Origin of the sequence: Micromonospora halotolerans (genome assembly GCF_032108445.1) — a bacterium.
Classification (GTDB): Bacteria; Actinomycetota; Actinomycetes; order Mycobacteriales; family Micromonosporaceae; genus Micromonospora; species Micromonospora halotolerans.
On the sequence record NZ_CP134876.1, the window covers coordinates 6,373,190 to 6,396,023 of the forward strand.

Annotated in this window: 20 protein-coding genes and 1 riboswitch; of the genes, 8 read left to right on the forward strand and 12 right to left on the reverse strand. The window is 69.6% G+C overall.

What is annotated here, in order from left to right; all coding sequences use genetic code 11:
* Positions 1-36: 36 nt before the first annotated feature.
* The 4 genes from RMN56_RS29855 to RMN56_RS29870 are packed head-to-tail and all read right to left on the reverse strand — an operon-like array spanning position 37 to position 5,770.
* Positions 37-1,299 carry an ABC transporter substrate-binding protein gene (locus RMN56_RS29855; protein ID WP_313721193.1) on the reverse strand — a complete coding sequence of 421 codons (1,263 nt, stop codon included), beginning with the start codon at positions 1,297-1,299 and terminating at the stop codon, positions 37-39.
* Positions 1,300-1,323: 24 nt separating this feature from the next.
* On the reverse strand, positions 1,324-4,011 hold the full coding sequence (locus RMN56_RS29860) for an alpha-L-rhamnosidase (protein WP_313721195.1): 2,688 nt from the start codon (positions 4,009-4,011) through the stop codon (positions 1,324-1,326).
* The gene (locus tag RMN56_RS29865; RefSeq protein ID WP_313721196.1) at positions 4,008-4,829 is read right to left on the reverse strand and encodes a carbohydrate ABC transporter permease; all 822 of its coding nucleotides are present in this window, start codon (positions 4,827-4,829) and stop codon (positions 4,008-4,010) included. The genes RMN56_RS29860 and RMN56_RS29865 overlap by 4 nt, the downstream gene beginning before the upstream one ends.
* A complete protein-coding gene (locus RMN56_RS29870) occupies positions 4,826-5,770 on the reverse strand; it encodes a carbohydrate ABC transporter permease (RefSeq protein WP_313721197.1) in 945 nt (314 codons plus the stop codon). Before RMN56_RS29870 ends, RMN56_RS29865 begins: the two co-directional genes overlap by 4 nt.
* 224 nt (positions 5,771-5,994) lie before the next feature.
* Here RMN56_RS29870 and RMN56_RS29875 point away from each other — a divergent pair, with 224 nt between their 5' ends.
* Positions 5,995-7,035 (forward strand): LacI family DNA-binding transcriptional regulator, encoded by a 1,041-nt coding sequence (locus RMN56_RS29875; protein WP_313721198.1) that lies wholly within the window; start codon positions 5,995-5,997, stop codon positions 7,033-7,035.
* Between the two features lie 474 nt (positions 7,036-7,509).
* Positions 7,510-8,205 (forward strand): suppressor of fused domain protein, encoded by a 696-nt coding sequence (locus RMN56_RS29880; RefSeq protein ID WP_313721199.1) that lies wholly within the window; start codon positions 7,510-7,512, stop codon positions 8,203-8,205.
* 144 nt (positions 8,206-8,349) lie between these two features.
* Here RMN56_RS29880 and RMN56_RS29885 read toward each other — a convergent pair whose 3' ends face one another.
* The 3 genes from RMN56_RS29885 to RMN56_RS29895 all read right to left on the reverse strand — a co-directional run bounded on the left by RMN56_RS29885 (position 8,350) and on the right by RMN56_RS29895 (position 10,695).
* The gene (locus tag RMN56_RS29885; protein ID WP_313721200.1) at positions 8,350-8,988 is read right to left on the reverse strand and encodes a hypothetical protein; all 639 of its coding nucleotides are present in this window, start codon (positions 8,986-8,988) and stop codon (positions 8,350-8,352) included.
* Positions 8,989-9,269: 281 nt separating this feature from the next.
* Positions 9,270-9,725 (reverse strand): MaoC family dehydratase, encoded by a 456-nt coding sequence (locus RMN56_RS29890; RefSeq protein ID WP_313721201.1) that lies wholly within the window; start codon positions 9,723-9,725, stop codon positions 9,270-9,272.
* 34 nt (positions 9,726-9,759) lie between these two features.
* Positions 9,760-10,695 (reverse strand): beta-ketoacyl-ACP synthase III, encoded by a 936-nt coding sequence (locus RMN56_RS29895; RefSeq protein ID WP_313721202.1) that lies wholly within the window; start codon positions 10,693-10,695, stop codon positions 9,760-9,762.
* A 149-nt stretch (positions 10,696-10,844) separates the two neighbouring features.
* On the opposite strand from RMN56_RS29895, the gene RMN56_RS29900 reads away from it, so the two are divergent.
* Together RMN56_RS29900 and RMN56_RS29905 are read left to right on the forward strand one after the other, a co-directional pair.
* Positions 10,845-11,423 carry a TetR/AcrR family transcriptional regulator gene (locus RMN56_RS29900; protein WP_313721203.1) on the forward strand — a complete coding sequence of 193 codons (579 nt, stop codon included), beginning with the start codon at positions 10,845-10,847 and terminating at the stop codon, positions 11,421-11,423.
* Positions 11,420-12,076 carry a lysophospholipid acyltransferase family protein gene (locus tag RMN56_RS29905; protein WP_313721204.1) on the forward strand — a complete coding sequence of 219 codons (657 nt, stop codon included), beginning with the start codon at positions 11,420-11,422 and terminating at the stop codon, positions 12,074-12,076. The genes RMN56_RS29900 and RMN56_RS29905 overlap by 4 nt, the downstream gene beginning before the upstream one ends.
* A 200-nt stretch (positions 12,077-12,276) precedes the next feature.
* Here the strand turns inward: RMN56_RS29905 and RMN56_RS29910 are convergent, their stop codons facing one another.
* Positions 12,277-12,939 (reverse strand): GNAT family N-acetyltransferase, encoded by a 663-nt coding sequence (locus tag RMN56_RS29910; protein ID WP_313721205.1) that lies wholly within the window; start codon positions 12,937-12,939, stop codon positions 12,277-12,279.
* Positions 12,915-13,029, reverse strand: a riboswitch (SAM riboswitch). Its footprint overlaps the gene before it by 25 nt.
* A gap of 242 nt (positions 13,030-13,271) precedes the next feature.
* Here RMN56_RS29910 and RMN56_RS29915 point away from each other — a divergent pair.
* The 4 genes from RMN56_RS29915 to RMN56_RS29930 all read left to right on the forward strand — a co-directional run bounded on the left by RMN56_RS29915 (position 13,272) and on the right by RMN56_RS29930 (position 17,105).
* The gene (locus RMN56_RS29915) at positions 13,272-13,883 is read left to right on the forward strand and encodes an SMI1/KNR4 family protein (RefSeq protein WP_313721206.1); all 612 of its coding nucleotides are present in this window, start codon (positions 13,272-13,274) and stop codon (positions 13,881-13,883) included.
* Between the two features lie 7 nt (positions 13,884-13,890).
* Positions 13,891-14,469: a suppressor of fused domain protein gene (locus RMN56_RS29920; protein ID WP_313721207.1), complete on the forward strand. Its 579-nt coding sequence runs from the start codon at positions 13,891-13,893 to the stop codon at positions 14,467-14,469.
* Positions 14,470-14,617: 148 nt separating this feature from the next.
* On the forward strand, positions 14,618-16,282 hold the full coding sequence (gene mptB, locus RMN56_RS29925; RefSeq protein WP_313721208.1) for a polyprenol phosphomannose-dependent alpha 1,6 mannosyltransferase MptB: 1,665 nt from the start codon (positions 14,618-14,620) through the stop codon (positions 16,280-16,282).
* A gap of 235 nt (positions 16,283-16,517) precedes the next feature.
* Entirely contained in the window at positions 16,518-17,105 is a 588-nt protein-coding gene (locus tag RMN56_RS29930) for a GIY-YIG nuclease family protein (RefSeq protein WP_313721209.1), read from the forward strand.
* 304 nt (positions 17,106-17,409) lie between these two features.
* On the opposite strand, the gene RMN56_RS29935 is transcribed toward RMN56_RS29930, so the two are convergent.
* From RMN56_RS29935 to RMN56_RS29950, 4 genes are all read right to left on the reverse strand, one after another.
* The gene (locus tag RMN56_RS29935; RefSeq protein WP_313721211.1) at positions 17,410-19,101 is read right to left on the reverse strand and encodes a family 43 glycosylhydrolase; all 1,692 of its coding nucleotides are present in this window, start codon (positions 19,099-19,101) and stop codon (positions 17,410-17,412) included.
* A gap of 101 nt (positions 19,102-19,202) precedes the next feature.
* Complete coding sequence (locus RMN56_RS29940; protein ID WP_313721212.1) at positions 19,203-20,207, reverse strand: substrate-binding domain-containing protein; 1,005 nt, start codon at positions 20,205-20,207, stop codon at positions 19,203-19,205.
* 23 nt (positions 20,208-20,230) lie between these two features.
* Entirely contained in the window at positions 20,231-21,295 is a 1,065-nt protein-coding gene (locus RMN56_RS29945) for an ABC transporter permease (RefSeq protein WP_313721214.1), read from the reverse strand.
* On the reverse strand, positions 21,292-22,830 hold the full coding sequence (locus RMN56_RS29950; protein WP_313721215.1) for a sugar ABC transporter ATP-binding protein: 1,539 nt from the start codon (positions 22,828-22,830) through the stop codon (positions 21,292-21,294). Before RMN56_RS29950 ends, RMN56_RS29945 begins: the two co-directional genes overlap by 4 nt.
* Positions 22,831-22,834: the final 4 nt, after the last annotated feature.

Genomic DNA, 22,834 nt, shown 5'->3' on the forward strand with positions numbered 1-22,834 from the left:
GGGCGTGCGCCCCGACCGGTCGGCCGGCTCAGGCGGTCAGCCGCCCGCCTTGTAGTCGGCGTCCATCGCGGACAGGACCTTGGCGGGCGTGGCCTGCTTGCTGAAGATCTCCTGGAGGCCGGAGAGCATCGTCTGCTGGACCTTGGCGTTGGGCCACAGCTGGTCCATGAACGGCACGGTCCGGTTGTCGTTGATGAACGTGGTCAGCTCGTTGAAGGCCGGGTCCACGGCTGATCCGCTGTCGGCCAGGGACGGCAGGCTGCCCTGTTTGGCGTTGAACACCTTCATGCCTTCGGGGGACATGACGAAGTCGACGAACTTGAGCGCCAGGTCCTTGTTCTTGGCCTTGGCGTTCACCCCGTACCCGGCGCCCGCGGCGGCGGGCATGACGAACGTGCCCGGGTCGTCGGTGGCCGGCAGGGCCTTGAGGACGAACGTCCCGGACGGGTTCTTGCCCTTCAGCAGCGCCACCACCCAGTTGCCCTGGACAATGCCCAGTGTCTTGCCGGTGGCGGCGAGTTCCTGGCTGGCCTCGTAGCTAGTGCCGAGCGGGTTCTTCTGGAAGCAGCCGGTCTGGTTCATCTCCTGGTACTTGGCCATGGCCGTGGTCCACGCCGAGTTCGCGAACGTGGCCTGCCCGGCCTGCATCTTGCGGTCGAACTCCCGGTCGTTGCCGTACACGGTGGTGGCGACCAGCGCGTACAGGACGAGCTGGGTGACCCAGTTGTCCTGGATGCCGAGCGCGAAGGCGGGGGTGCCCTTTCCGGCCGCGGCCTTGCAGAAGGCGAGCAGCTCCATCCAGGTGCCGGGCGGGGTGAGGCCGGCCTTGCGCATGGCCGCCTGGTTGTAGATGGCGCCGATGCCGTTCATCCCGAAGACCCCGTTGTACGTCTTGCCCTCGTACTGGGCGACGCTCTTGACCGCGTCGGGCAGCTTCGCCGCCCAGGGCCGGTCGGACAGGTCCATCAGGTAGCCCGGCTTGGCCAGCACGTAGGTGGCGCCGGGGTTGCCGTTGCCCGGCCAGACCGACATGACGTCCGGGGCGGTGCCGGAGGCGAGCTGGGTGCGAATCTGCTGCTGGTACTGGTCGGCGCCGCTGGTGGTGAAGTTGACCTTCACACCCGGGTTCGCCGCCTCGAACGCCTTGATGACGTCCTCGACCGAGCCCTGGTCGACCGAGGCGAGCGTGAGCGTCTTCGAGTCGCCGGCGGAGCCGGCGTTGGTGCCACTGTTGCAGGCGGTCATCGCAGCGGTGATCGTCATCGCGGCCGCGACGGCCGCGAGTCTCGTGTGCTTCATGGTGTCTCCCTGGTGAAGGAGCGGTTAGGGCACCACGTCGGGTGCCGTGGCGGTGACGGTGTAGCGGCCGGACGTGAGCCGCAGGGTGACTCCCGCGGCGTACGTCTCGACCCCGAGAACCCCGGGTCGGCCGGCGGCGGGCGCGTCGTTCTCGCGCACGCTGTCCGGGTCCGGTGTGGGGATCTGCAGTACGGCGGTGCACCCGGGCGGCACCGTTGCGGTGACGGTGAGCCGCCCGTCGGAGATCGACCAGCCACAGACGACGCGCCCCCGTGCGGTCTCCTGCTCAGCGCGGGCCCAGCGGAGCCGGCCACCGGGCAGCGGACGCAGCAGCAGCTCCCGGTACGCCACCGAGGACGGCGCCTGGTCGATGCCGGCGACCCGGCCGTAGAGCCAGTCGCCGACGCTGCCCAGGCTGTAGTGGTTGAACGAGTTCATCGCCGGCGACTGGAAGCCGGCGTGGTCGGTCCAGCCGTCCCAGCGCTCCCAGATCGTGGTCGCGCCGTGCCGGATCGAGTAACCCCAGGAGGGGAACTCCTCCTGATGCAGCAGGGCGTAGGCCAGATCGGCCCGGCCATGGTCGCTCAACACCGGGCACAGCAGGGCCACACCCACGAAGCCGGTGGTCAGGCGGTGGTCCCGCTTCTCGATGTCGGCGGCCAGGTGCCCGACGGCCGCCGGCACGAGCCGCTGCGGCAGTAGCCCGAACGCGAGCGCCAGCAGGTACGCGGTCTGGGTGCCGCCCTCGACGGTGCCGTCGGCGGCGACGTACGAGTCGATGAAGGCCGCGCGGATCCCGGCGTGCAGGTCGCGCAGTCGGGCGGCGTCGTCGTGCCGGCCCAGCACGTCCGCCGCTTCTGCGGTGAGTTGGGTGCTGCGCGCGAAGTACGCGGTCGCCAGCACCTCGCGGGGCGTGGTGACGTCGACCTGCAGCCAGTCGCCGTAGGAGTTGCCGGTGCGGTGGCGCCAGCGCAGGTCCGGGTTGTGCCGGTGGACGTACCGGACCCAGGCCAGCATCGAGTCGTAGCTGCGTTCGAGCACGCGGCGGTCGCCGTAGGCGCGCCAGAGGTGCCAGGGGATGATCACTCCGGCGTCGCCCCAGGCCGGGGCCGCCTCCCGGTGCAGGGCGACGACCGGGGCGACGTCCCGGAAGGCGCCCTGGGCGTCCTGCCCGTTCACCACGTCGCGCAGCCAGCGGGCCAGGAACGCGGACACGTCGGCGTTGCGGCTGGAGGTCGGGGCGAAGATCTGGGCGTCGGCGAGCCAGCCGAGCCGCTCGTCGCGCTGGGGGCAGTCGGTGGGTACGGCGATGAAGTTGCCGCGCTGCCCCCAGGTGATGTTGGACTGCAACTGGTTGACCATCGGGTCGGAGCACTCGAACCGCCCGGTGAGCGGCGTGTCGTTGTGCAGCACCCGGGCGACGATGTCAGTCGGGGCCAGCTCACCGGGAAGGTTGTCGACCTCCACGTACCGGAAGCCGTGGAAGGTGAACCGAGGCTCGAACACCTCGACCTCGTCGCCGCCGGCGAGGTACATGTCGGTCGCCTTGGCGGTGCGCAGGTTGTCCGTGTAGAGCTCGCCGTCGGCGAGCATCTCCGCGTGCCGCACCACGATCCGGTGACCGGCGGGGGCACCGCGAACGGTCAGCCGCACCCGCCCGACCAGGTTCTGCCCGAAGTCGACGATGTATCGGCCAGGCGCACGCTGGTGGACGTCGATCGCCGGCACGTCGAGGATTACGCGGATCGGGTGGTCCGGCTCGGCCACCAGCGGACCCGGCTCGGGGTCGAGCACGGCCACGGGCAGGAACGCCGCTGCCCCGGCGGTGTCCCACCCTGGCACGTGTTGGCGGCGGTCGACGTACTCGCCCATCAGCAGGTCGGCCGAGCGGATGGCGCCCGGCCGCTCGCCCCAGGCACCGTCGGTGGCCACCACCTGTCGGGACCCGTCGGCGAAGTCCACGACGAGCTGGGCCAGGAACGCCGGCTGGTCGCCGTAGTGCTGCGCGGGGCGGCGTGCGTCGAAGCCGACATACCCGCACCACCAGCCGTCGGCGACGATCGCGGCCAGGGCGTTGGCGCCGGGGTGCAGCAGCTCGGTGACGTCGTACGTCTGGTAGTGCAGCCGGCGGTGGTACTCGGTCCAGCCGGGCGCCAGTTCGGCGTCGCCGACCCGGACGCCGTTGAGCCGGGGCTCGTACACACCGCGAGCGGTCGCGTAGAGCCGTGCCCGCACCGGCGGTCGGTCGAGGTGGAACTCCCGGCGCAGGTACAGCGGCGGTGCCTCCAGCGGCGGGCGGTCGTCGTCGCCGGGCGGCTCGACGTACGGCAGCACTGCCGGGTCCCGGCCGACCCACGTCGCGGTCCAGTCGTCGTGGTGCAGCAGGCCGGTTTCGAACCAGCTCTGCGCCGCCCCGGCCTCGGCGCCGGTCTCGTCCCAGACCTGCACCCGCCAGTGGTAGCGGGTCGCCGACCGCAGGGCAGGCCCGTCCCACGGGATCAGGATCGTGTCGGCACACTCCCGGCGGCCGGTGTCCCAGATCAGCCGGTCGGGATCGGCCAGATCCGCCGCCCGTTCCGCGGCGGTGAGCCGGTACGCGGACTGGGTCGCCCCGCGCCGGTCGGACGCGAGCTTCCAGGACAGCCGGGGAAGCCGCTCCCCCACCCCCAGCGGTTCGGGCCGCTGTTCCGTCTCCAGGCCGTACGGTGTCATCCCTTCAGCCCTCCGGCGAAGCCGTTGATGATGCTGCGCTGCAGCGCGAAGTAGAGGAGCAGGATCGGCACGATGCTGATCACCAGCGCGGCGAAGATGAGGTTCCAGTCGGCGACGAATTGGCCGACGAAACCGGCCAGCGCCACCGGCACCGTCTGCTGGCTGCTGCCGCTGAGATAGAGCAGCGGGGTGAAGAAGTCGTTCCAGACCGCGATCGCGTTGAGCACCAGCGCGGTCACCGTGACCGGTTTGAGCATCGGGAAGACGACGTGCCGAAATGCGTCCCACGGCCGGCAGCCGTCGATCAGGGCGGCGTCCTCGAAGTCCTGCGGCAGGGCCCGGATGAAACCGGTGTAGAGGAACGTGGTGAACGGCACCTGCAGCCCGGAGTAGAACAGGACCAGCGCCCAGACGCTGCCGAGCAGGCCGAGGTCCCGCATGGTCTGGTAGAGCGGCAGCGCGGCGAGCTGGAACGGCAGGACCAGCCCGAGCATGATCAGCAGGAACATTCCCCGGGACCATCGGGCGGTGGCACGGGCCAGCGGGTACGCGGCCAGCGCCGAGACCGCCAGCACGATCACGACGCTGACGGCGGTGACTATCGCGCTGTTGACCAATGCCCCGCCGAGGCCACCCTCGCGCCACGCCTGTGTGAAGTTGGCGAGGGTGGGCGAGGTCGTCGGCCGGATCGGTGAAGAGGTGTCCGACGGCGCACGCACCGCCAGGTTGACCAGGACGTAGACCGGGAAGGCAATCACCGCCGCCGCGACGACCATCACCACTTCCAGGCCGAAGGTGCGCCACCGGTAGCGGTTCATGACGCCGCCCTTTCGTTACGGGCGAGCACGGTGTACTGCCCGGTGGAGGCGATCGCCACGATGATGGTCAGCACCACCGCCAGGGCGATGCTGTAGCCGAACTCGCCGAGGGTGAACGCGTCCTTGTAGATCAGCGTGGAGATGGTGTCCGTGGCGTGCCCGGGTCCGCCGCCGGTCAAGGCGTACACCTGGTCGAACAGCTTGATCCCGCCGATGATCGACAGCATCAGGTTGATCGTGAACGCCGGCGCGAGCTGCGGCCGGACCACGGACCAGAACCGCTGGACGGGCCCGGTGCCGTCGATCGCGGCGGCCTCGTAGAGCTCCTTGGGCACGGACTGCAGCCCGGCCAGGAAGATGACCATCGAGTATCCGGCGAACTGCCAGACGACCACGGCGACGACCGCCCACAGGGCCAACTGAGGATCGCCCAGCCAGTCCTGCCGCCACGAGTCCAGCCCGACGGCACCCAGCAGGCTGTTGACCGCGCCGTCCGGGCCCAGCAGGTTACGCCACAGGTAGGCGGTCACGATCGGCGTCACCACTGCCGGGGCGAACAGGAAGACCCGCAGCACGTTGCGGGACTTGATCACGGTGTTCACCCCGAGCGCGAGCAGCAGCCCGATCCCGTTCTGGATGATCGTGATCGACACCGCGATCACCAGCGTGTGCCAGATCGCCTGCCGGGCGTCGGGGTCGCGAGTGATCCCGACGAAGTTGTCGAGTCCGACGACCGCGAAGTCGGGGCTCAGGCCGTCCCAGTCCGTGAAGGCGTAGTAGAGGCCCCGAGCGCTGGGCACGAGCACCACGAAGGCGAACAGCACCAGCGCCGGCGCGGCGAACCACCAGGGTGGCGCCGAGCGGCGGCCACCGGTGGAGATCAGGGGCACCGAGCGGCGGTCGCCGGTGGAGACCGGATGGCCGGTCGGGGTGATTGTCATCCGCGTGTCCACTCTTTGAAACGTTTCAAGCAGCGGGCGCAAAGGGAGCTGGAACAACAAGCCAACTGCGAGGGCCAGAGGGTGTGGCGTGGGTAACGTTGTCCAAAATGTTGCGCCTGACCCTAGGAGTTCATCTACCACACGTCAATAGGTCCGCGGCTGGTACAGCGTGTTCCGGCGATCTAGGCTCTGGGCAACGTTTCACACGGCACTGGAGGACGTAGGTGGACAGGCCCGCAGCGCCCACCCGACGGATCACCATCATCGACGTGGCACGGCACGCCCAGGTGTCGACCACCGCGGTGTCCAAGGTGCTGCGTAACGCCTACGGCGTCAGTCCCACGATGCAGGCGAAGGTGCGTCAGGCAATCAGCGAGCTGGGCTATCGCCCCAACGCCGCCGCCCGCGCCATGCGGGGCCAGACCTACACCATCGGCATCATGTTGCCCGACATCCGCAACCCCTTCTTCGCCGACATCCTCGACGGCCTCACCGCCCGGATCGCCGGCACCGATTACCAGGTGCTCCTCGGCCCCGGTTGCAACGGCGAGGAGGCCGAGGCCCGGGTCATCCACGCCATGATCGACCGCGGCATGGACGGCATGGTCCTCGTCGCACCCATCTCCACCCGCGCTTATCTCGAACAGGTCGCCGGCGTCGTACCCACCGTCGTCGTCGGCCGGCACGGCCGATCCCAGACCTATGACACTGTCGCCGACGACGACCTCACCGGCGCCGCGCTGGTCGTCAACCACCTCGCCGACCTGGGACACCGCCGCATCGCGCACATCGAGCACCACGAGACCACCGCCGACTGCCTCGCCGAGATGCCCAACGCCATTCGGGCCGAGGGCTACCGGCAGGCCATGCGCGCCCGCGGCCTCGCCGACGAGATCGACATCGCGTCCACCCGATACAACCAGGAGGGCGGCTACCTCGGCACCCGCCAGCTACTCGCCCGGCCGGTCCGGCCCACCGCCATCTTCGCCGGCGCCGACATCGCCGCCCTGGGCGCGCTCGACGCCATCGCCGAGGCCGGGCTCCGCGTGCCCGACGACATCTCCGTCGCCGGCTACGACAACACCACGTTCGCCGCGTTCCGGCCGATCTCCCTGACCAGCGTGGACCAGGCCGGCCACGAGATCGGCGCCGACGCCGCCCGGCTCCTGCTCGACCGCATCGCCGACCGGAACCGACCCACCGCTCAGATCAAGCTCTCCCCCGCCCTCGTCGTCCGCCGCACGACCGCCCCACCACCGGCATAGCCGATACGCCGGCTCACCGCGGCCTCCCCGCGTGCGCCACCGGTTGACGACGGTCTCTGAACATCACCCACTACGAACTGTTCAGCCTCAGGGAGGCCGACAGCAGCTCCACGGAACCACCGGGACACTGGGCATCGTCACCGACATCTACCGACCCAAGCCCGCTCTCGCCGTCTACCGCGACACCGTCCGCAGCACTGACCAGCTACCCGTTACCAGACATCCCTGAGCACGGCGGACCGCAACGCAGCAAGGCGGGCCAGTGTCCAGTATCGGCCCGCCTGCACGCTCTGAAATGCCGACGCACCGTCAACCCCTCGTCTCGCCGACGCGGCACGCCGATTAACGCCCGCACATGCCGCGCGTCGTGCGCTGCGGAGCGTCACGATCGCTCGAGCCATGCGCCGTCCGGTCGTGTCGATGGGCGTGCCCCCGGTCGCGCCCCCGTTGGACCCTTGCATAGGCTGCGTCGCCATGGGCGAGTCGCGCGGGTCAGGAGTCCTCCGTCATCAGTCGCTGCACGACGGGTTCGTACCGGCGCTAGGGCCGCAACAGGCCTTCGCCGACGCTATCGACCGACACATCGAGGAGCACTTCGGGCCCGTCGAGTTCGTCTACCACGAGATCGCCTCGCACCTGGTCGGTGTGCATGTCTATGTCGTGGCCCCGACCGAGGAACGCCCGTACCGGACGCTGATCACTTCTGGGATGAGTGATCTGCCGATGACGGTCCCGGAGGGCCACGACATCAGCCCGTACGCCGAACTGATGCTCAGCCTTCCGGCAGATTGGCCGCTGACCGAGGTAGCCGGGCTCGCCGACGAGGCCGGGTGGCCGCTGCGGATCCTCAAGCAGGTAGCTCGGCTGCCGCACGAGTACGGAACCTGGATCGGCGAATGGCATTCCGTGCCGAACGGCGATCCCGCGCAGCCGTACGCTACGGACGCCCCGTTCGCTGGAGTCGTCGTCACGCCGATGCTGCGGGTGCCGCCAGAGGCCCGGACGATCGACGTCGGCGGCGGCATCCGCATCGCGTTGCTCGCGCTGATCCCTCTGCACCCAGAGGAGATAGCGGTCAAGGTCGAACGCGGTACCGACGCACTCATCGAAGTCCTCGACCGTGGCCGCGTCACCGAGTTGCTGGACCCGCGCCGGCCCTCGTACGCCTGACAGCTCGATCGGACGCGCTGACCAAGGTCACGTGCGCGCTTCTGCCGCTCACCGTGCGTCGCGCAGCGTCGCACTCCGTCGATCAAGCCGATGCTCGGTCTTGCCGAGGTGAGTGCGTTGCCTGACGTCAAGACTGCGGCAGGTTCAGCCGAGCTGGAACCGCTGTACTCCAGTGCGACCGAGAAGGGTACCGCTCGCGTCGGCCATTGCCTGGGCGGCCGGACCGATGCGGTAGCCAGTCAGTCGTCTTCCATTTTGATCTTTGATTCGAGCCGGACGAGTGGTGGCGATCAGCACCGACCGAACCGCCCGTGTTTGCCGCAGGAGGACCTGGTGTGTGTCGGCAGCGACTTCGTCCTCGAACCAGCGGACGGCCAGCCTGCCGGCATTAAAGTAGGCACCGCCTTCCGGGTGCCGGTACCCGGCGTCGTGATCGCAGTAGGTACCGCCGGGATCATGTCGACGGGTCGAGCGCAGGAGTTGAACAATGGCAGCGACCGGTGGCCCGTCCGGCAGCGGGACGCCATCGGCAAGCGCGACGGTTGACGGCAGGCTCGCGCCGATCGGCAGGTGCAGGAACGCCTGAACTCCCCGTCCGCCACAGGCCATCGCGTTTGCCAGCGAGCCGTGCAGGTGGACTGGGTGAAGTCCTAACGGTCCCGGTTGCGAGCACCGCCACGCGGCGCCAGGGAACGTATCGCGCAACGCCAGGTCGAACGCGTCTTCGTCCTCGGGCAGCAACCAGGTTCCGACATTCATGGTCCGGGAGCCCGCATACGCCACCACCAGGACGGTACGTCATGGATCGCCCATGATCCGCTGCACTCTCAATCCGCTGATCGCGCGTCTTGACCGGCTTCGAGGATCGCATGCCCCAGCGATAGGCGGCACGCACGACTCCGTCAGGTGATGTGCGACAGGGGCCGGCGATTGAGCGACGGCTCAGCCGCCGACCGATGTCCTGTCATCCCGATGAGCGGATGCTGCCCGCCGGCTACCTTCGGCCAAATTCTTCTGCAGGATTTGATACAAGGCAGGATCGCTGGCGGGAGTTCCGGCAGCCCTCATCCATAGAACACCAACACCTGGTCCGCGATGCACGCAGGCTTGGTCTCGCCCTCGATCTCCACCTTCACTTGTACGACCACGCGGGCGCCGTTGGACAGGGGTCGGGCCTGCGTAAGCGTGGCCACACCGCGGACGCGCGAACCGACCAGCACTGGCATGCGGAAACGGACCTTGTTCAGACCACCGTTGACCACCAGGCGGACGCCGTTGACGTGGATCAGTTCGGACAGGAAGGCGGAGCATAGCGAGAGCGTGAACGCGCCGTGCGCGACGGTCTTCCCGAAGGGGCTCTCCGCAAGGGCGCGCCGCTCGTCGACGTGAATCCACTGATGGTCGCCGGTGACGTCCGCGAACGCGTTGATCCTGCCCTGGTCGATAGCCTGCCACTGGGTAGTGCCGAGCATCTCGCCCTCGTGCTTGAGGAACGCGGCGATGCTCTCGTACGTGCTCATGCGCACCCCGTCCCACTGTGGTTTCTAGTCATGGTCATGGGCAGCGGACGATCTGCCCGGCGTACGACAGTCCTCCGCCGAAGCCCAGCAGCAGCACCGGTGCACCGGACTGGAGCTCTCCGCGTTGGAGCAGCTTCGACAGCGCGATCGGGATGCTCGCCGCCGAGGTGTTGCCCGATTCGGTGACGTCGCGGGCAACGACGGCCTTCGTCGCCCCGATCCGCTGTGCGACCGGCTCGATGATGCGCAGATTGGCCTGGTGCAGGACGATGCCGCCGAGATCGTCCGGCGTCATGCCGGCGGCGGCGCAGATCTGGCGGGCGATGTCGGGCAGCGTGGTGGTGGCCCACCGGTAGACGCTCTGTCCAGCCTGGGTGAACTTGCGATCGCCCTCGATCACCACGGCCTCGCCCATGTCTGGGTAGGAGCCCCACACCACCGGGCTGATCTCGGGCTGCTCGGCGGCGGTCAGCACCACCGCGCCGGCTCCGTCACCGACCAGCACGCACGTCGTCCGGTCGGTCCAGTCGGTGAAGTCACTCAGCCGCTCCACGCCGATCACCACCGCGTTCGTCGCCGAGCCGAGCCGAATGGCACCGTCAGCCGTGGCCAACGCGTGGGTGAACCCGGAACAGGCGACGTTGATGTCGATCGTCGCCGGTGACGCCATGCCGAGCCGACGTGCGACCCGGGCGGCAATGTTGGGACTGCGGTCGACCGCCGTGCAGGTCGCCACCACCACCAAATCGACCGCCTCGACGGCCACGCCGGCCTCACGCAGGGCCGCGTCCGCCGCCTCGGCCGCCATCAGGTCGAGCGGCTCGGCGGGCCCGGCGATCCGCCGTTCCCGGATGCCGACCCGACTGCGGATCCACTCGTCGCTCGTGTCCACCATCGTGGCGAGGTCATGGTTGGACAGCACTTTCGCAGGCTGGTAGTGACCTGCGCCGACGACCTTCGAACCGCGCACCGGCGCCTCCCATTAGCCCAGGCGAAGATCAGCAGGTAGACGTTGTCTACCATCTCTGCGTAGACAATGTCTATGCCGTGGGTCGGGCGGCCAACACGGAAGGTAGGTGCGAGTAGACGGCGTCTACTCGCACCTGGTAGACACCGTCTATGCTTGCTGACGAGGGGCTACGCGAACGCCTCATCCGTACCGGCGGCGAACTACTCGACAATGAGGGCCCGTCCGCGGTGTCGCTGCGAGAGATCGCCCGACGCGCCGGCGTCTCGCACGGCGCGCCGCGCCGCTACTTTCCCACCCACCTGGAGTTGCTGTCGGCCATCGCCCGCGACGGGTTCACCGACCTCGCCACCCGGGCGAACTCCGCCCTGGCCGAGGCGGCCGGCGACCCACGCGCCCGGCTGGCCGCGCTCGCCCGGGTCTACCTGCACTTCGCCGCCACCCGCCGCGGCCGATACGAGCTGATGTTCCGCCACGACCTGCTGGAGAGCGGCCACCTGAGACTGCGCGACACCAGCCTGCCACTGTTCCGGCTTCTCACCGACCTGGTCGCACAGGCCCGGCCCGAGCCCGAGCCGCCAGCTCAGGTCGTCGCAGGAGCACTGTGGGCCAACCTGCACGGCATCGCCCAACTGTGGAACTGGGGCAGCCTCACCCTCGCGACCGGCGCCACCGATCCGAGCGCGCTGCTCGACGCCACCCTCACCGCCCACCTCGGACCCGCCGCATGACCGGCACCCCACCCCTGTACGCGCTCGCCCAGCACAGCATCGGCCGATACCTCCGCCACTCCTGGCGTCCCACCGTCACGGGCCTCGGTCACCTCCCCGACTCCGGGGGCGCGATCCTGGCCGCCAACCACCTGTCGATCGCCGACCAGTTGTTCCTCGGAATCCTGACGCCCCGGCACATCGCCTTCTGGGCCAAGGCCGAATACTTCCGCTCCCCCGGACCCCGCGGCTATCTCACCCGGCAGGTCGTCACCGGCATGGGCGCCATCCCGGTCGAGCGGGCCGGCGGTCGGGCGGTCCTCTCGGCGTTCGACGCCGCCGTCCCCGTACTCCGTTCCGGCGGCCTGGTGGCCGTCTTCCCCGAGGGCACGCGTTCCCCCGACGGCCGCCTCTACCGTGGCCGTACCGGCGCAGTCCGCCTCGCGCACCAGGCCGGCGTCCCCATCATCCCGGTCGGCATCCGCGGCACCGACCGCGTACGTCCGCCCGGCGCGCGCCTTCCCCGGCGCCACCCGATCAGCGTCACCTTCGGACCAGCCATCCCAGTGCACATCGAGGCGCCGGCGGACATCCGCCGGCTCACCGACACCCTGATGGCCACCATCCAGTCCCTCACCTTCCAGGACTACGTGCAGCACTACGCCCGGACTTGACCGCAACACGTCTTCCCGCACGAGGCGTCGGAGTCGCCACCGAGCCCGGACCAAGAATCACGTGTGCACATCTGCCGCAGTCCGGGCGCTGGCATGGTCGGTGAGCGATCGGACCTGCCGATGTGCGTGCGGCTTGGTTCTTGTCGTTCGGAGGGTCGCCGTTGCGGCCCTATCTTCGATGAACAGGTCGAGGCCGTGCATCAGTGGCCTTTGGCGAGCCGTGTTTGTAGTCGGGCCCGGCAGGCCGGCCATTCTGAGGCGAGGATGGAGTACATCGCGGAGTCCCGGAGTAAGCCCTCCTCATTCGGTGCCCACGACCGGGACCAGCAGCGCAGTACGCCCTCGAACTGCGCTCCTACGCGCTCGATCGCCGCGCGGGAGCGCTTGTTGCGGGCGTCGGTCTTGAGATCGACACGGGCCACCTGCCATTGCTCAAACGCGTGGGCGAACAGCAGAAATTTGGTCTCGGTGTTTAGCCCGCTGCCCTGTGCCGAAGCAGCCAGCCAGGTGAAACCGACCTCGAGCGCGCACAACTCGTCGCGATCCGGCCACAGCCGCGGATCCCAGTAGGCGGTCGCCCCAACGGCGCGTCCGGACGCCTTGGCTACCTGCGCAGACGGCATCAGACTCCCGGCCGCAGCCCTTGCCAGCTGCGCATCGATGTAATCGCTCACCTCGCCCGCAGTGGGCATCCACGTGAAGCGGTACGAGGTCCGGTTTTCCTCGGCTGCTATGGCGAGGTCCGCAGCGTGCCGGTGCTCCAGCGGCTCCAGACGAACAAGTTCACCGTCGAGCAGCGGCGCGGTCAGTCTCGTTGGGAATGGCAGGGGAACGCTCCGTCCGCGACTTGCCTGGCACACCATGCGCCGGGCCGGGTCCTCACCCGGAGCACCCCACCCGCGTAGGAGGGTTGCCGGCCAGCAAGCCGGGGCTTGGAGCTGGCACTCATGACCTGGCGTTACCGTAGCGGCGCCGCCGGTCCACCGCAATCCGCATTTTGATGACTGACGATGCGTGGCGCCGCCTGCGCAGATATGCCAGGACAGAGTCTTCCCGCCGCTGGACCTGCGCCCCCACGTGATCGGGAATCGGATCTGCCGCGCACCGCGCTGGTTGCAACTCAGGTATGGCCTCGCTACTCGAGCGTCAGTCAGTTCCACCCGACGCCGTATGAAGGCTCTCCTAGACTTTCTTGGTGCAGTACGAGGACCGTACGCTTCCGCCCGCGCTGGCTGCAGCCCACGCTGAAGGCTTCTCCGTCGACCATGACGGTCACGACTTCGAGCCGTACGACGAGTTCATGTGGTCCGTCGAGACGCTTGAGTGGTGGCAATCCTGGACTGGCAACCCGACGGCCGACATCGCGCCGTTCCGAGTCTTCGGGCAAGATGGGTCCGGCGGTCTGGCTGCCTTCTGGATCCGCGTGCCTGACGCCCCGATCGAGACCCAACCGATCGTGTTCCTTGGCTCCGAGGGTGAGCTGAGCGTGATCGCCAGGAACCTCGGCGACTACCTGTGGCTGCTTGCCAATGGCGTCGGCCCCCTTGAGACCGTTGACGGCATCCACCGCACCACCACGCCCGTCCCCGCGCTTACCGTTCGCACGGCGCTACACCGGCGGCACGCACCGGCCCACCGCACCGGTGATCGACGCAGCCCAAGCCGAGTTCTGCGCGCTGACAACACTGTTCGACGCGACCGCGCGGTAGCTGCTGGCCGTACCCCGTTCACAGGCTCTGTGTCCCGAGGTGGGGGCGAACACATGGTCGGCAGGGGAGAGCTTCCGTCGTGGCTTGATCGGAGATGATCAGCGAGTGGCTGGGTTGATTGAACACCTGGAATCGCACCTCGGGCTCATCGCGACTGGTAGCCGAGGCGACGATACGACGCCGGAGGGCGTTCAGGTGGCGTGGTTTGGCCCCGACGTCCCGTTCGGCGGGGTCACGACCCTGGTGACGGTCGGGCTGTCGCGGCGTCATCTCAACCTGCCGGGTGACGGGGCCTTGCACCAGGAGTTGGTGATGCACGTTCCCACTGATGACTATCCGGCCCTGGCGGCTGGGCTGTTGTTCCAGGTGGCCGGTGAGATGGTGCGCCGCCGGACCGGCTTGTCGCATGGGCAGGTGATTGGTCCGCGCGGGCATCTCTTCCCGGGCAGCCAGACCACAGCCATCCTGGCCATCAGCCCGAGATATCTGCCGGAGTCCTTCGCCGTCTGTCACACCGAACCCGCGCCGGTGGTCTTCACGTGGTTGGTCCCGATCACCACAAGTGAAGCTGAGGTGATTCAGAAGTTCGGGTGGGGGACGCTGGAGCAGGCATTCGCGGCTCAGGATCCTGACCTGGCTGACCCCGGTCGGGCAGAAGTGGCGCTGGATTGGTCGGGCTCGTAGGCCTCAGCAGGCGGGTGATCGAGTATCCGGACCTGCCGCTAACCGCGAGCCGGTTAACGGCGCACGCCAGGTGCCGATCGACATCTGCGGGTCGGCTCCGGGATTCACCTCATTACGTTTGCGCCAAGTCGTCCATAAGACTCTTGGCATGAATCTTCTGCCGAGTCGGCCGCGGCCACCGCGCGCCCTTTTTCGCAGGAGTTCCGCACGCGCCGAGTCCGCGCCACCGCCCGTGCGCCGAGAGACCGCCGACGTCGTCGCCGGATGGCTCGGCGTGCCCCCGGTCCGGTCGGACGAGGCGGCCCGGAAAAGACTTGGCGCGACCCAACGGACCGGCGCGGCGGCGGCCGTCGTCCTCGCCGGCCTGACCTGCGGTCAGCCCATTCCGCTCCCGGTCGTCGTAGTGGGCGGGCTGGTCGCCATGGTCGTGGTCGTGGGTTCCTGGCTGATTCTCGGCACGGTCGCCCACGCAGTGCCGCTGCGGCGTCTGCGCACGATCGCGGTCTGGTGGTCGCTGCCGCTGGCTCTCGGCCGTCCGCTGTTCAGCGGCGACCTGTGGAGCTACCAGGCTCAGGGCCTGATCCCGCTCGCGGGGCATGACCCGTATCGACTCGGCCCGGCGCGGGCCCTCGAGGCGGACTCGGCGGTCGCCCAGCACGTCAGCCACTACTGGGTGGACACGCCTGCGCCCTACGGCCCGGCGTGGGAGGGCCTGGCCACCCTGGTGGGGCGGGCCACCGGTACGAACCTGGTGGCCGGCGTGCTGGTGTACCGGACGCTGGCGCTGGCTGGCGTCCTGCTCATCGCCTGGGCGTTGCCGCGCCTGGTGCGGCGCACGGGCACCTCCCAGTCCACGGCGCTGTGGCTCTGCCTGCTCAACCCGCTGGTGCTGTGGCATCTGGTATCCGGGGCGCACAACGATGCGATCATGCTTGGCCTGATGTTCGCCGGGTTCGAGCTCGGGCTCGGCGGCCTCGCCCGACGGGGGACGAACGGCGTACCGCGGCTGGCGGGGGGCTTCGCGTTGTTGATCCTGTCGGCCAACGTGAAGGTCGTGGCGATCGGTGCGGTGTGCTGCCTGGCCGCGTACGCCGCCCGAAGGCATGGCCGGGTGGTGCTGGTGACGGCGGTGGCGGCCGGGGGCGGCGTGGTGCTTTCCACGGTGGTCGCGCTTGGATCGGGGCTCGGGTTCGGCTGGATCGGTGCACTCGGCTCTTCCACCAGCGTGTACAGCTGGATGGCGCCCACCAACCAGCTCGGCTTCCTGATCGGCGGCGGGGCGGGGCTGTTTGGCTGGCACGTGCTGCCGCAGGCGGTGCACGTGGCCACGCTGCTGGGCGCGGCGGTCGGTGCCGTGCTCTGCGGGCGGGTGCTCCGGTCGGTGTGCCGCGGCGCCGTGGAACCGGTGCGGGGTCTTGCGCTGCTGCTCACGATCATGGTGGTGTGCGGGCCTGTGGTGCAGCCGTGGTACCTGCTCTGGGCGATCCTGCCGCTGGCAGTGTCGGCCCGGCTGCCGCAACAACGGAACCGGCTAGTGATCTTCAGTGCGGTCATCGCTCTCGCGTTGCCCCCGACAGGCTCCGGTGCGCCCACCCTCATCACCGGGTATGCGATCGCGGCGGCGGTCGGCGCCGGGGTGTGGTGGCGGCTGCGGGCCGCCCAGCTGGCTCGGGCTGAACGGGCCGAGCCGTGCACTGGCGCCACGACCGGGGAAGTCGATCGTGTACACGACGTCGCGACCTCGCAGGTAACTCCGGTCCCTAAACGAACGCACCACTCTTGGTCGCATGTAGTGACGGGATACGACGTTTAAGCCACGAGTTATCGACCGCGACAGGCGGACACCGGGGGGTTCCACCGGCCAGGTCGACCGAAGCCGTGAAGGCAGCAGCGACGAGCCCGCTCTCATGCCGCCGACCGGGCGCGGTCCGCTGATCGGTCTGTCGGTATCCGTGGCCGCTGATCCCGGCGCTGCCGAATCTGTGTGGAGCATCCAGCCTGCGTGCAGCCCGGGCCACGATCTGCCTGGGACACCTACGATGGCCTCGATGACCATTCCCGAAACACGACACGACGACGCCCTAACCGACGAAGCCCGGGTCGAAGAGGCCCTGCGGCTGCTCACCGGCGTGCCGGTCACACTCGATGTCGCCGTCAAGCGGCTCAGCCGTGGCAGCGGTGTCTACGCCTGGTGGGCTGATCCTTCGGTCTTTCCCGACCTTCCCGGGCCGCCGAATGAAAGCGTCCCGTCGCTACGGCTGCTGTATCTCGGTCGGGCGACCAGCCTGCGGGGCCGGATCCTGCGCAACCACCTGAGGCGTTCGGGCAGCTCGACTCTGCGCCGTACTTTGGTCGGGCTTCTTGTGTCCGAGGGCTACCGAACAACCTGGACCGATCGCGTTGTTCTGGTCCCTGAGGACGAGGCGCGGCTGACCACGTGGATGTACGCGCACCTGCGTTTGACCTGGGTGGAGGACGCCGAGCCGGCGACCATCGAGGCCGAACTTGTCCGGCCTCTGCACCCGCCGCTCAACGTCCACGGCGTCAACCCCGAACACATCCAGGCGGCCGTGGTCGCCGCCAAGAACTCCTACAACATGAGCAGCCACCCAGCCGAGTCCTCGCGAACCCCTTAACCGTTCGCCCGGCCGGTGTACAGGTACCGATGCGCCCTCCTGCCGCACACCGTGCGCTATGCCGCTCGGCGCTCGCAAACTGAGCTTCTGCACAGCTCAACCGCTCCAGCACTCGCCATGTACATGGAGTAAGGCTCCGGCCCGAGCGTCCCCAGACCTCCACGGGCGTCATTAAGGGCGAACGGCAGCTGGCAGCCCGGTAGCGAGGGCCATCAGCTGCCGATGTCGTCGGGATTCTCGGCATCACCAGCGCCGACGCCCGCGGCCGGCCACCCGTTCCGGTGGCCGGCCGCGGGGCCGGAGGCTACGCCGCGCCGTTGAGCGAGGCGGCCAGGGCCTCTGCGAACCCGGTGTCGGCGGGCGCGCCGCTCACGCCGATGCGCCAGGTCCCGCCCGGGAGGTCGCCCACCGGCAGTGATCGCCCGCCCGGCTGCCACAGGGGCTGCCAGGCGACCGAGCCGCTCGGCCGGTTGAACCACCGGTTGTCCTCGCTCCAGGCCGACCCGTCCCGGTAGGCAACCGCCAGTGTGGTCGTGTCGTCCGTGGCAAGCGTCCACCGGGTGAAGCCCGCCGCGTCCCCGTCGCGATCGGCGCCGGCCGGGTCCGCGAGCCGGGGCAGGGCCGAGTCGAGGTTCCAGGCTGCCTCCCAGACCGGCGCGCTGGTCGGGCCGGTCACGTGCCAGGCGAGGCCAACATCCACCGTGGTAGGTGCGAACCGGAAGCGCCAGTCGACGGTCACCGGTTCGTCGCCGAGCGGGATGCCGGCCAGGAGCACGTCCGTGCCGTCGGCCGACACGGTCACGTCGCGGGCAGCGCCGGCCGTGTCGGTGGGCCCGAAGGTGCCGACCGCGAGGTAGGGCGCCGTGGAACGGAACGACGAGTCCGTCACGGTCCGGTAGGCGCCTTGACCGGTCGGGTCGGCCTCGTAGGAGACCAGCCGGGACTCGGGCGCGGCCTGCACGACGGCCCGGTAGTAGGGCGTGCTGACCAGCCGCCCCTTCGTCACCACCGGCGTACGCCAGTTCAGCGGTGCCAACCAGAGCCCGCCCTGACCCCAGCCGGCGCCCGTGACGTACCACTGGCCGGTGCCGGAGTCGTCCTTGACCACCTCGGCGGCGTGCGCCTCGATCCGGCCGGCGAGCTGGTCGACGGTGAAGTGGAACGGGTCCTCGCTGCGGTACACGCGGGTGTCCTGGTAGCCGCTCTCGCAGCAGACGAAGAGATACCAGGAGCCGTCGCGGTGCACCACGAACGGCGACTCGGTCGGCCCGCCGAAGGTGCCGGTGGCCGGGTGCTCGAAGGCCGTCCGCCGGTCGCTCCAGTGCACGAGGTCACGGCTCGTGCGGTAGGCGACGATGTGGTGGCCACCGGCCGGGGTGCTGTTGGCGGTGTAGTACATGACCCACTGGTTGCCGACGCGGGTCACCATCGGGTCCCGACCGTCGAAGCCGTCGGTGAAGAGCGGGTTGCCCGGGTGCCGCGTCCAGGTCGTCAGGTCCTTGGACGTGGCGAGGTGCATCCGGTACGCCTCGTGGTCGGCGGTGCCGCCCGCGTAGAACATGTAGTAGGTGCCGGCGTGGAACAGCACGTACGGCGCCCAGATGTGCGTCTCCCCCGCGCTCGGGTCGGCCTCAAGGGCGAACGGCTGCTTCGTCCAGGGGCCACGGGGTGACGGCGCGGTGGCATGGCCGAAGAACTTCTCGTCCAACGGGTTGGCCGGCTCGGCGTGGGTGATCGCGAAGACGTGCCACAGGCCGGTTGCACGGTCACGCACCATGGTGTGGTCGTTGTAGTACCAGCGCTCGTCCTCGCCGACGCTGGGGTCGTACACGTTCACGAACTCGCCGGCGGTGACCTGGACGGACCGGTTCTCGTACGGCTGGTTGCTCAGCGCGGCGCTGTCGGCGGCCCGGGCCGGCGCCGGGGCCACGATCAGTCCCAGGGCGAGGGCGAGCAGCGCGGACAGCCGACCGACGCGCGACGGTGGGCGGGGCATGCGTTCCTCCAGGGGTCAACGGGTGGCGAGGGGGTGCGCCGGACGGGCGCGCGGCCGCGCTGGTCCGCCGCCTACCTCCGGCGGCGGACCAGCGCCCGGCCCTACTGCTTGCCGCCGAGGGTGGTGTAGACCTCCGCGGCGTTCTCCTTGGTGATCTGCTGGGTGCCGAGGGTGGTCGTCTTCGGGACGTCCTTGGCGCAGTCGACGAGGATCTTCTTGGCCAGGTCGATCGCCTCACGCCCGCCGGTCGGGTACTGGAACGTCGCCTGGAGGCGGCCCTGCTCGACGGCCTTGATGCCGCCGGAGGGGACGGGCAGCGCGTCGATCCCGGTGAACTTGATCGCGGTCTCCTTGCCGGCCGCCTTCGCCGCCAGGTAGGCGCCCTCCGCCATCGGGTCGTTGTGCGCGTACACCGCGTCGATGTCCGGGGTCGACTTGAGCATCGCGTCCATGACGCTCTGCCCCTTCTCCCGCAGCCACTCGGCGGTCTGGCTCGCCACGATCTTGATCTTCGGGTTGCTCGCGATGCCCTCCCGGAAGCCCTGGGCGCGCTCGGCGGCCGGGGTGGAGCCGGGCAGGCCGGAGATCTCCACGACGTTGCCGCCCTGCGGCAGCAGCGTCTTCGCGTAGTACTCCCCCGCCGCCTTGCCGATCGCGACGTTGTCGCCACCGATGAAGGCCGTGTACGCGTCGCCCTCGACCTTGCGGTCCAGCACGATGACCGGGATCCCCTGGTCGTAGGCCTTCTTGACCACCGCGGTCAGCGGCTTCGCCTCGTTCGGCGAGATGATCAGCAGGTTGATGCCCTGGGAGAGGAAGTTCTCCACGTCGGCCACCTGCTTGCTGTTGTCCTGGGCCGCGTCCGAGACGACCACCTTGAAGCCGGGCACGGACTTCGCGGCGTTGCTCACGTCGTCGTTCATGACCTGCCGGTACGGCTCGGCATTGTTGGCCTGGGACATGCCGATCAGGAAGTCCTTGCCGCTGCCGCACTTCGCCGAGGCGTCGGAGCTGCCGCTGCCGGGGTCGTCCTCGACGCTGCACGCCGAGGTGGCGACGAGCGCGGCCAGCGCCAGGATCGTGGCGGCTCTTCGGGCGTAACGCATGGTTTCCTCCAGTGGGTGGTGGGTCAGGCGATGCGGGGACGGAGCTTCTGCAGCGCGGCGGCAGCCACGATGACCAGGCCCTTGACGACCAGCTGCACGTTCGCGTCGATGTTGTTGAGGGCGAGGATGTTGTTGAGGATCCCGAGCAGCAGGGCGCCGGCGATGGTGCCGCCCATGGATCCACTGCCACCGGCAAGGCTCGTCCCGCCGATGACCACGGCCGCGATCGCGTCCAGTTCGTAGCCGGCGCCGTCGTTCGGGCTGCCCTGGTTGAGCTGCCCGGCGTGGATGATCCCGGCCAGCGCGGCGAGCAGGCCGGAGATCGCGAACACGGTGATGCGGACACGGCGCACCGGCACCCCGGACAGCCGGGCGGCCTTCTCGTTGCCGCCGATGGCGTACACGTGCCGGGCGAAGGCCGTGCTGCGCAGCACCAGCAGCGCGCCGACGCCGATGGCGAGGAACAGCAGCGCCGGCACCGGGAGGACTCCGTTGATGGACCCGCTCAGCGTCGAGAACGCCTCCGGGGCCTCCTGCGGCCCGTCACCGTAGGCGATGGGGATGCCTAGGCCGCCGGACCACATCCGGGCGATGCCCCGGGCCGCCTGCAGGCCGGCGAGGGTGACGATGAACGACTGGATGCCGAGCCGGGCGACGATCGCACCCTGGGTGGCGCCGAACGCGGTGCCGATGAGCAGCACGATCAGGACCGTCGGGAGGATGCCCATGCCGCTGTCGACCATCAGGGTGGCGGACCCGACCGCGGCGAGCCCGAGCACCGCCCCGACGGAGAGGTCGATGCCGCCGATCAGGATCACGAACGTCATCCCGACCGCGATGATGCCGATCTCCGAGACCGCCCGGACGATGTTGGCGAGGTTCCCGGAGCTGAGGAAGACGCTCTCGCCGTTGCGGACGGGCGACACGGCGATCGCGATGATGAAGACGGCGGCCAGGCCGAACAGGCTCTGGAAGCGGAAGAAGCTGTCGACGATCGCGTGCCGGTCCCGCGGCAGCCGGATCGGCCCGCGGCGGGGCGGCGTCTCGCGCGGCGCTTCGGCGACGGAGGTGGGGTTGGGCGAGTTCATCGGGCCTCCTTGGCATCGTCCCCGTTGGCCGCGGCGAGGATCGCTTGTTGGGTGGCGGACGCGCGGGGCAGCGCGGCCACGGTGTGACCGCGGTGCAGGACGACCACCCGGTCACAGAGGCTGAGCAGCTCGGGCAGTTCGGACGAGGCGAGCAGGATCGCCATGCCGGTGTCGGCGAGCTGGTGCAGCAGCCGGTAGATCTCGGCCTTGGCCCCGATGTCGACGCCTCTGGTGGGCTCGTCGAGCAGCAGCAGCCGCGGTCGCGTCAGCAGTTGCTTGGCGAAGACGATCTTCTGCTGGTTGCCGCCGGAGAGCGTGGCGGTGGCGACCGCGGGCGAGGCGGCCTTCACCGCCAGGGCGCTGAGCTGCCCGGCCACCGTCCGCTTCACCGCCTGCCGGCGTACGAGGCCGAGCGTCGTCAGTGTCGACAGCGCGGAGAGCACGACGTTGTCGGCCACCGAGTGCTCGAGCATGAGTCCGGCGCCGCGCCGGTCCTCGGGGACGAACGCCACCCCGCGCGCCAGGGCCGACCGTGGGCCGTGCGGACGGTACGGACGGCCGTCGAACGTCACCTGGCCGGCGCGGCGGCCGGAGCCGCCGGCGCCGAAGAGCGTCTCGAGCAGTTCGGTGCGGCCCGCGCCCATCAGCCCGGCGAGTCCGACGATCTCGCCGGAACGCACCGTGAGGTCGACACCGGCCGGCTCGGTCCGCCCGGGCGTCGGCCGGCGTGGCGCCACGGCGAGTCCACGGACGTCGAGCAGCACGTCCCCGGGCTCGTTGCGACCCTCGCCGTAGAGCGCGTCGACCGACCGGCCGACCATCAGCTGGATGATGTCGTCGCGGGAGGCGGTCTTCGGGTCGACGCTGCCCGCGATGCCGCCGTTGCGCAGCACGGTGACCCGGTCCGCGACGACCTCGATCTCCGCCATCCGGTGCGAGATGTAGACGATGCCGACGCCGGCCCGACGCAGCTCGGCGATCGTCGCGAAGAGGCGTTCGACCTCGGCGTCCGCCAGGGCGGCGGTCGGCTCGTCCATGATCAGCACCCGCGCGTTCAGCGACAGGGCCCGGCCGATCTCGACCAGTTGCTGCTCGCCGACGCGCAACGACCCGACGAGCCGCCGCGGTTCGAGGTCGGCGCCGAGCGTACGCAGGTGGTCGGTGGCCTGCCGGCGCATCCGCCGGAGGTCGACGGTGCCCATCCGGGTGCGCGGCTCGCGGCCGAGGAACATGTTCTCCGCGATGGAGAGCCCGCCCACCAGGTCCAGCTCCTGGTGGATCGTCGCGATGCCGGCGCGTTGGGCGTCGGACGGGCCGGCGAAGCTCACCGGCTGCCCCTCCAGCTCGATGGCGCCGTCGTACTCGGTGATCACGCCGGAGAGGATGTTGATCAGTGTCGACTTGCCGGCGCCGTTCTCGCCGAGCAGCGCGTGCACCTCACCCGCCCGGACGGTGAGGTCGATGTCGCGGCAGGCGTGCACACCGCCGAACCGTTTGCCGATGCCGGTCATCCGGACCAGCGGGCGTTCTGTCATGCGG

Bases quoted from the DNA above. Each gene is read 5' to 3' on its own strand.
- RMN56_RS29855 (WP_313721193.1), bottom strand. From the start codon at position 1,299: ATGAAGCACACGAGACTCGCGGCCGTCGCGGCCGCGATGACGATCACC.
- RMN56_RS29860 (WP_313721195.1), bottom strand. From the start codon at position 4,011: ATGACACCGTACGGCCTGGAGACGGAACAGCGGCCCGAACCGCTGGGG.
- RMN56_RS29865 (WP_313721196.1), bottom strand. From the start codon at position 4,829: ATGAACCGCTACCGGTGGCGCACCTTCGGCCTGGAAGTGGTGATGGTC.
- RMN56_RS29870 (WP_313721197.1), bottom strand. From the start codon at position 5,770: ATGACAATCACCCCGACCGGCCATCCGGTCTCCACCGGCGACCGCCGC.
- RMN56_RS29880 (WP_313721199.1), top strand. From the start codon at position 7,510: ATGGGCGAGTCGCGCGGGTCAGGAGTCCTCCGTCATCAGTCGCTGCAC.
- RMN56_RS29890 (WP_313721201.1), bottom strand. From the start codon at position 9,725: ATGAGCACGTACGAGAGCATCGCCGCGTTCCTCAAGCACGAGGGCGAG.
- RMN56_RS29900 (WP_313721203.1), top strand. From the start codon at position 10,845: ATGCTTGCTGACGAGGGGCTACGCGAACGCCTCATCCGTACCGGCGGC.
- RMN56_RS29905 (WP_313721204.1), top strand. From the start codon at position 11,420: ATGACCGGCACCCCACCCCTGTACGCGCTCGCCCAGCACAGCATCGGC.
- RMN56_RS29910 (WP_313721205.1), bottom strand. From the start codon at position 12,939: ATGGTGTGCCAGGCAAGTCGCGGACGGAGCGTTCCCCTGCCATTCCCA.
- mptB (WP_313721208.1), top strand. From the start codon at position 14,618: ATGAATCTTCTGCCGAGTCGGCCGCGGCCACCGCGCGCCCTTTTTCGC.
- RMN56_RS29930 (WP_313721209.1), top strand. From the start codon at position 16,518: ATGACCATTCCCGAAACACGACACGACGACGCCCTAACCGACGAAGCC.
- RMN56_RS29935 (WP_313721211.1), bottom strand. From the start codon at position 19,101: ATGCCCCGCCCACCGTCGCGCGTCGGTCGGCTGTCCGCGCTGCTCGCC.
- RMN56_RS29940 (WP_313721212.1), bottom strand. From the start codon at position 20,207: ATGCGTTACGCCCGAAGAGCCGCCACGATCCTGGCGCTGGCCGCGCTC.
- RMN56_RS29945 (WP_313721214.1), bottom strand. From the start codon at position 21,295: ATGAACTCGCCCAACCCCACCTCCGTCGCCGAAGCGCCGCGCGAGACG.
- RMN56_RS29950 (WP_313721215.1), bottom strand. From the start codon at position 22,830: ATGACAGAACGCCCGCTGGTCCGGATGACCGGCATCGGCAAACGGTTC.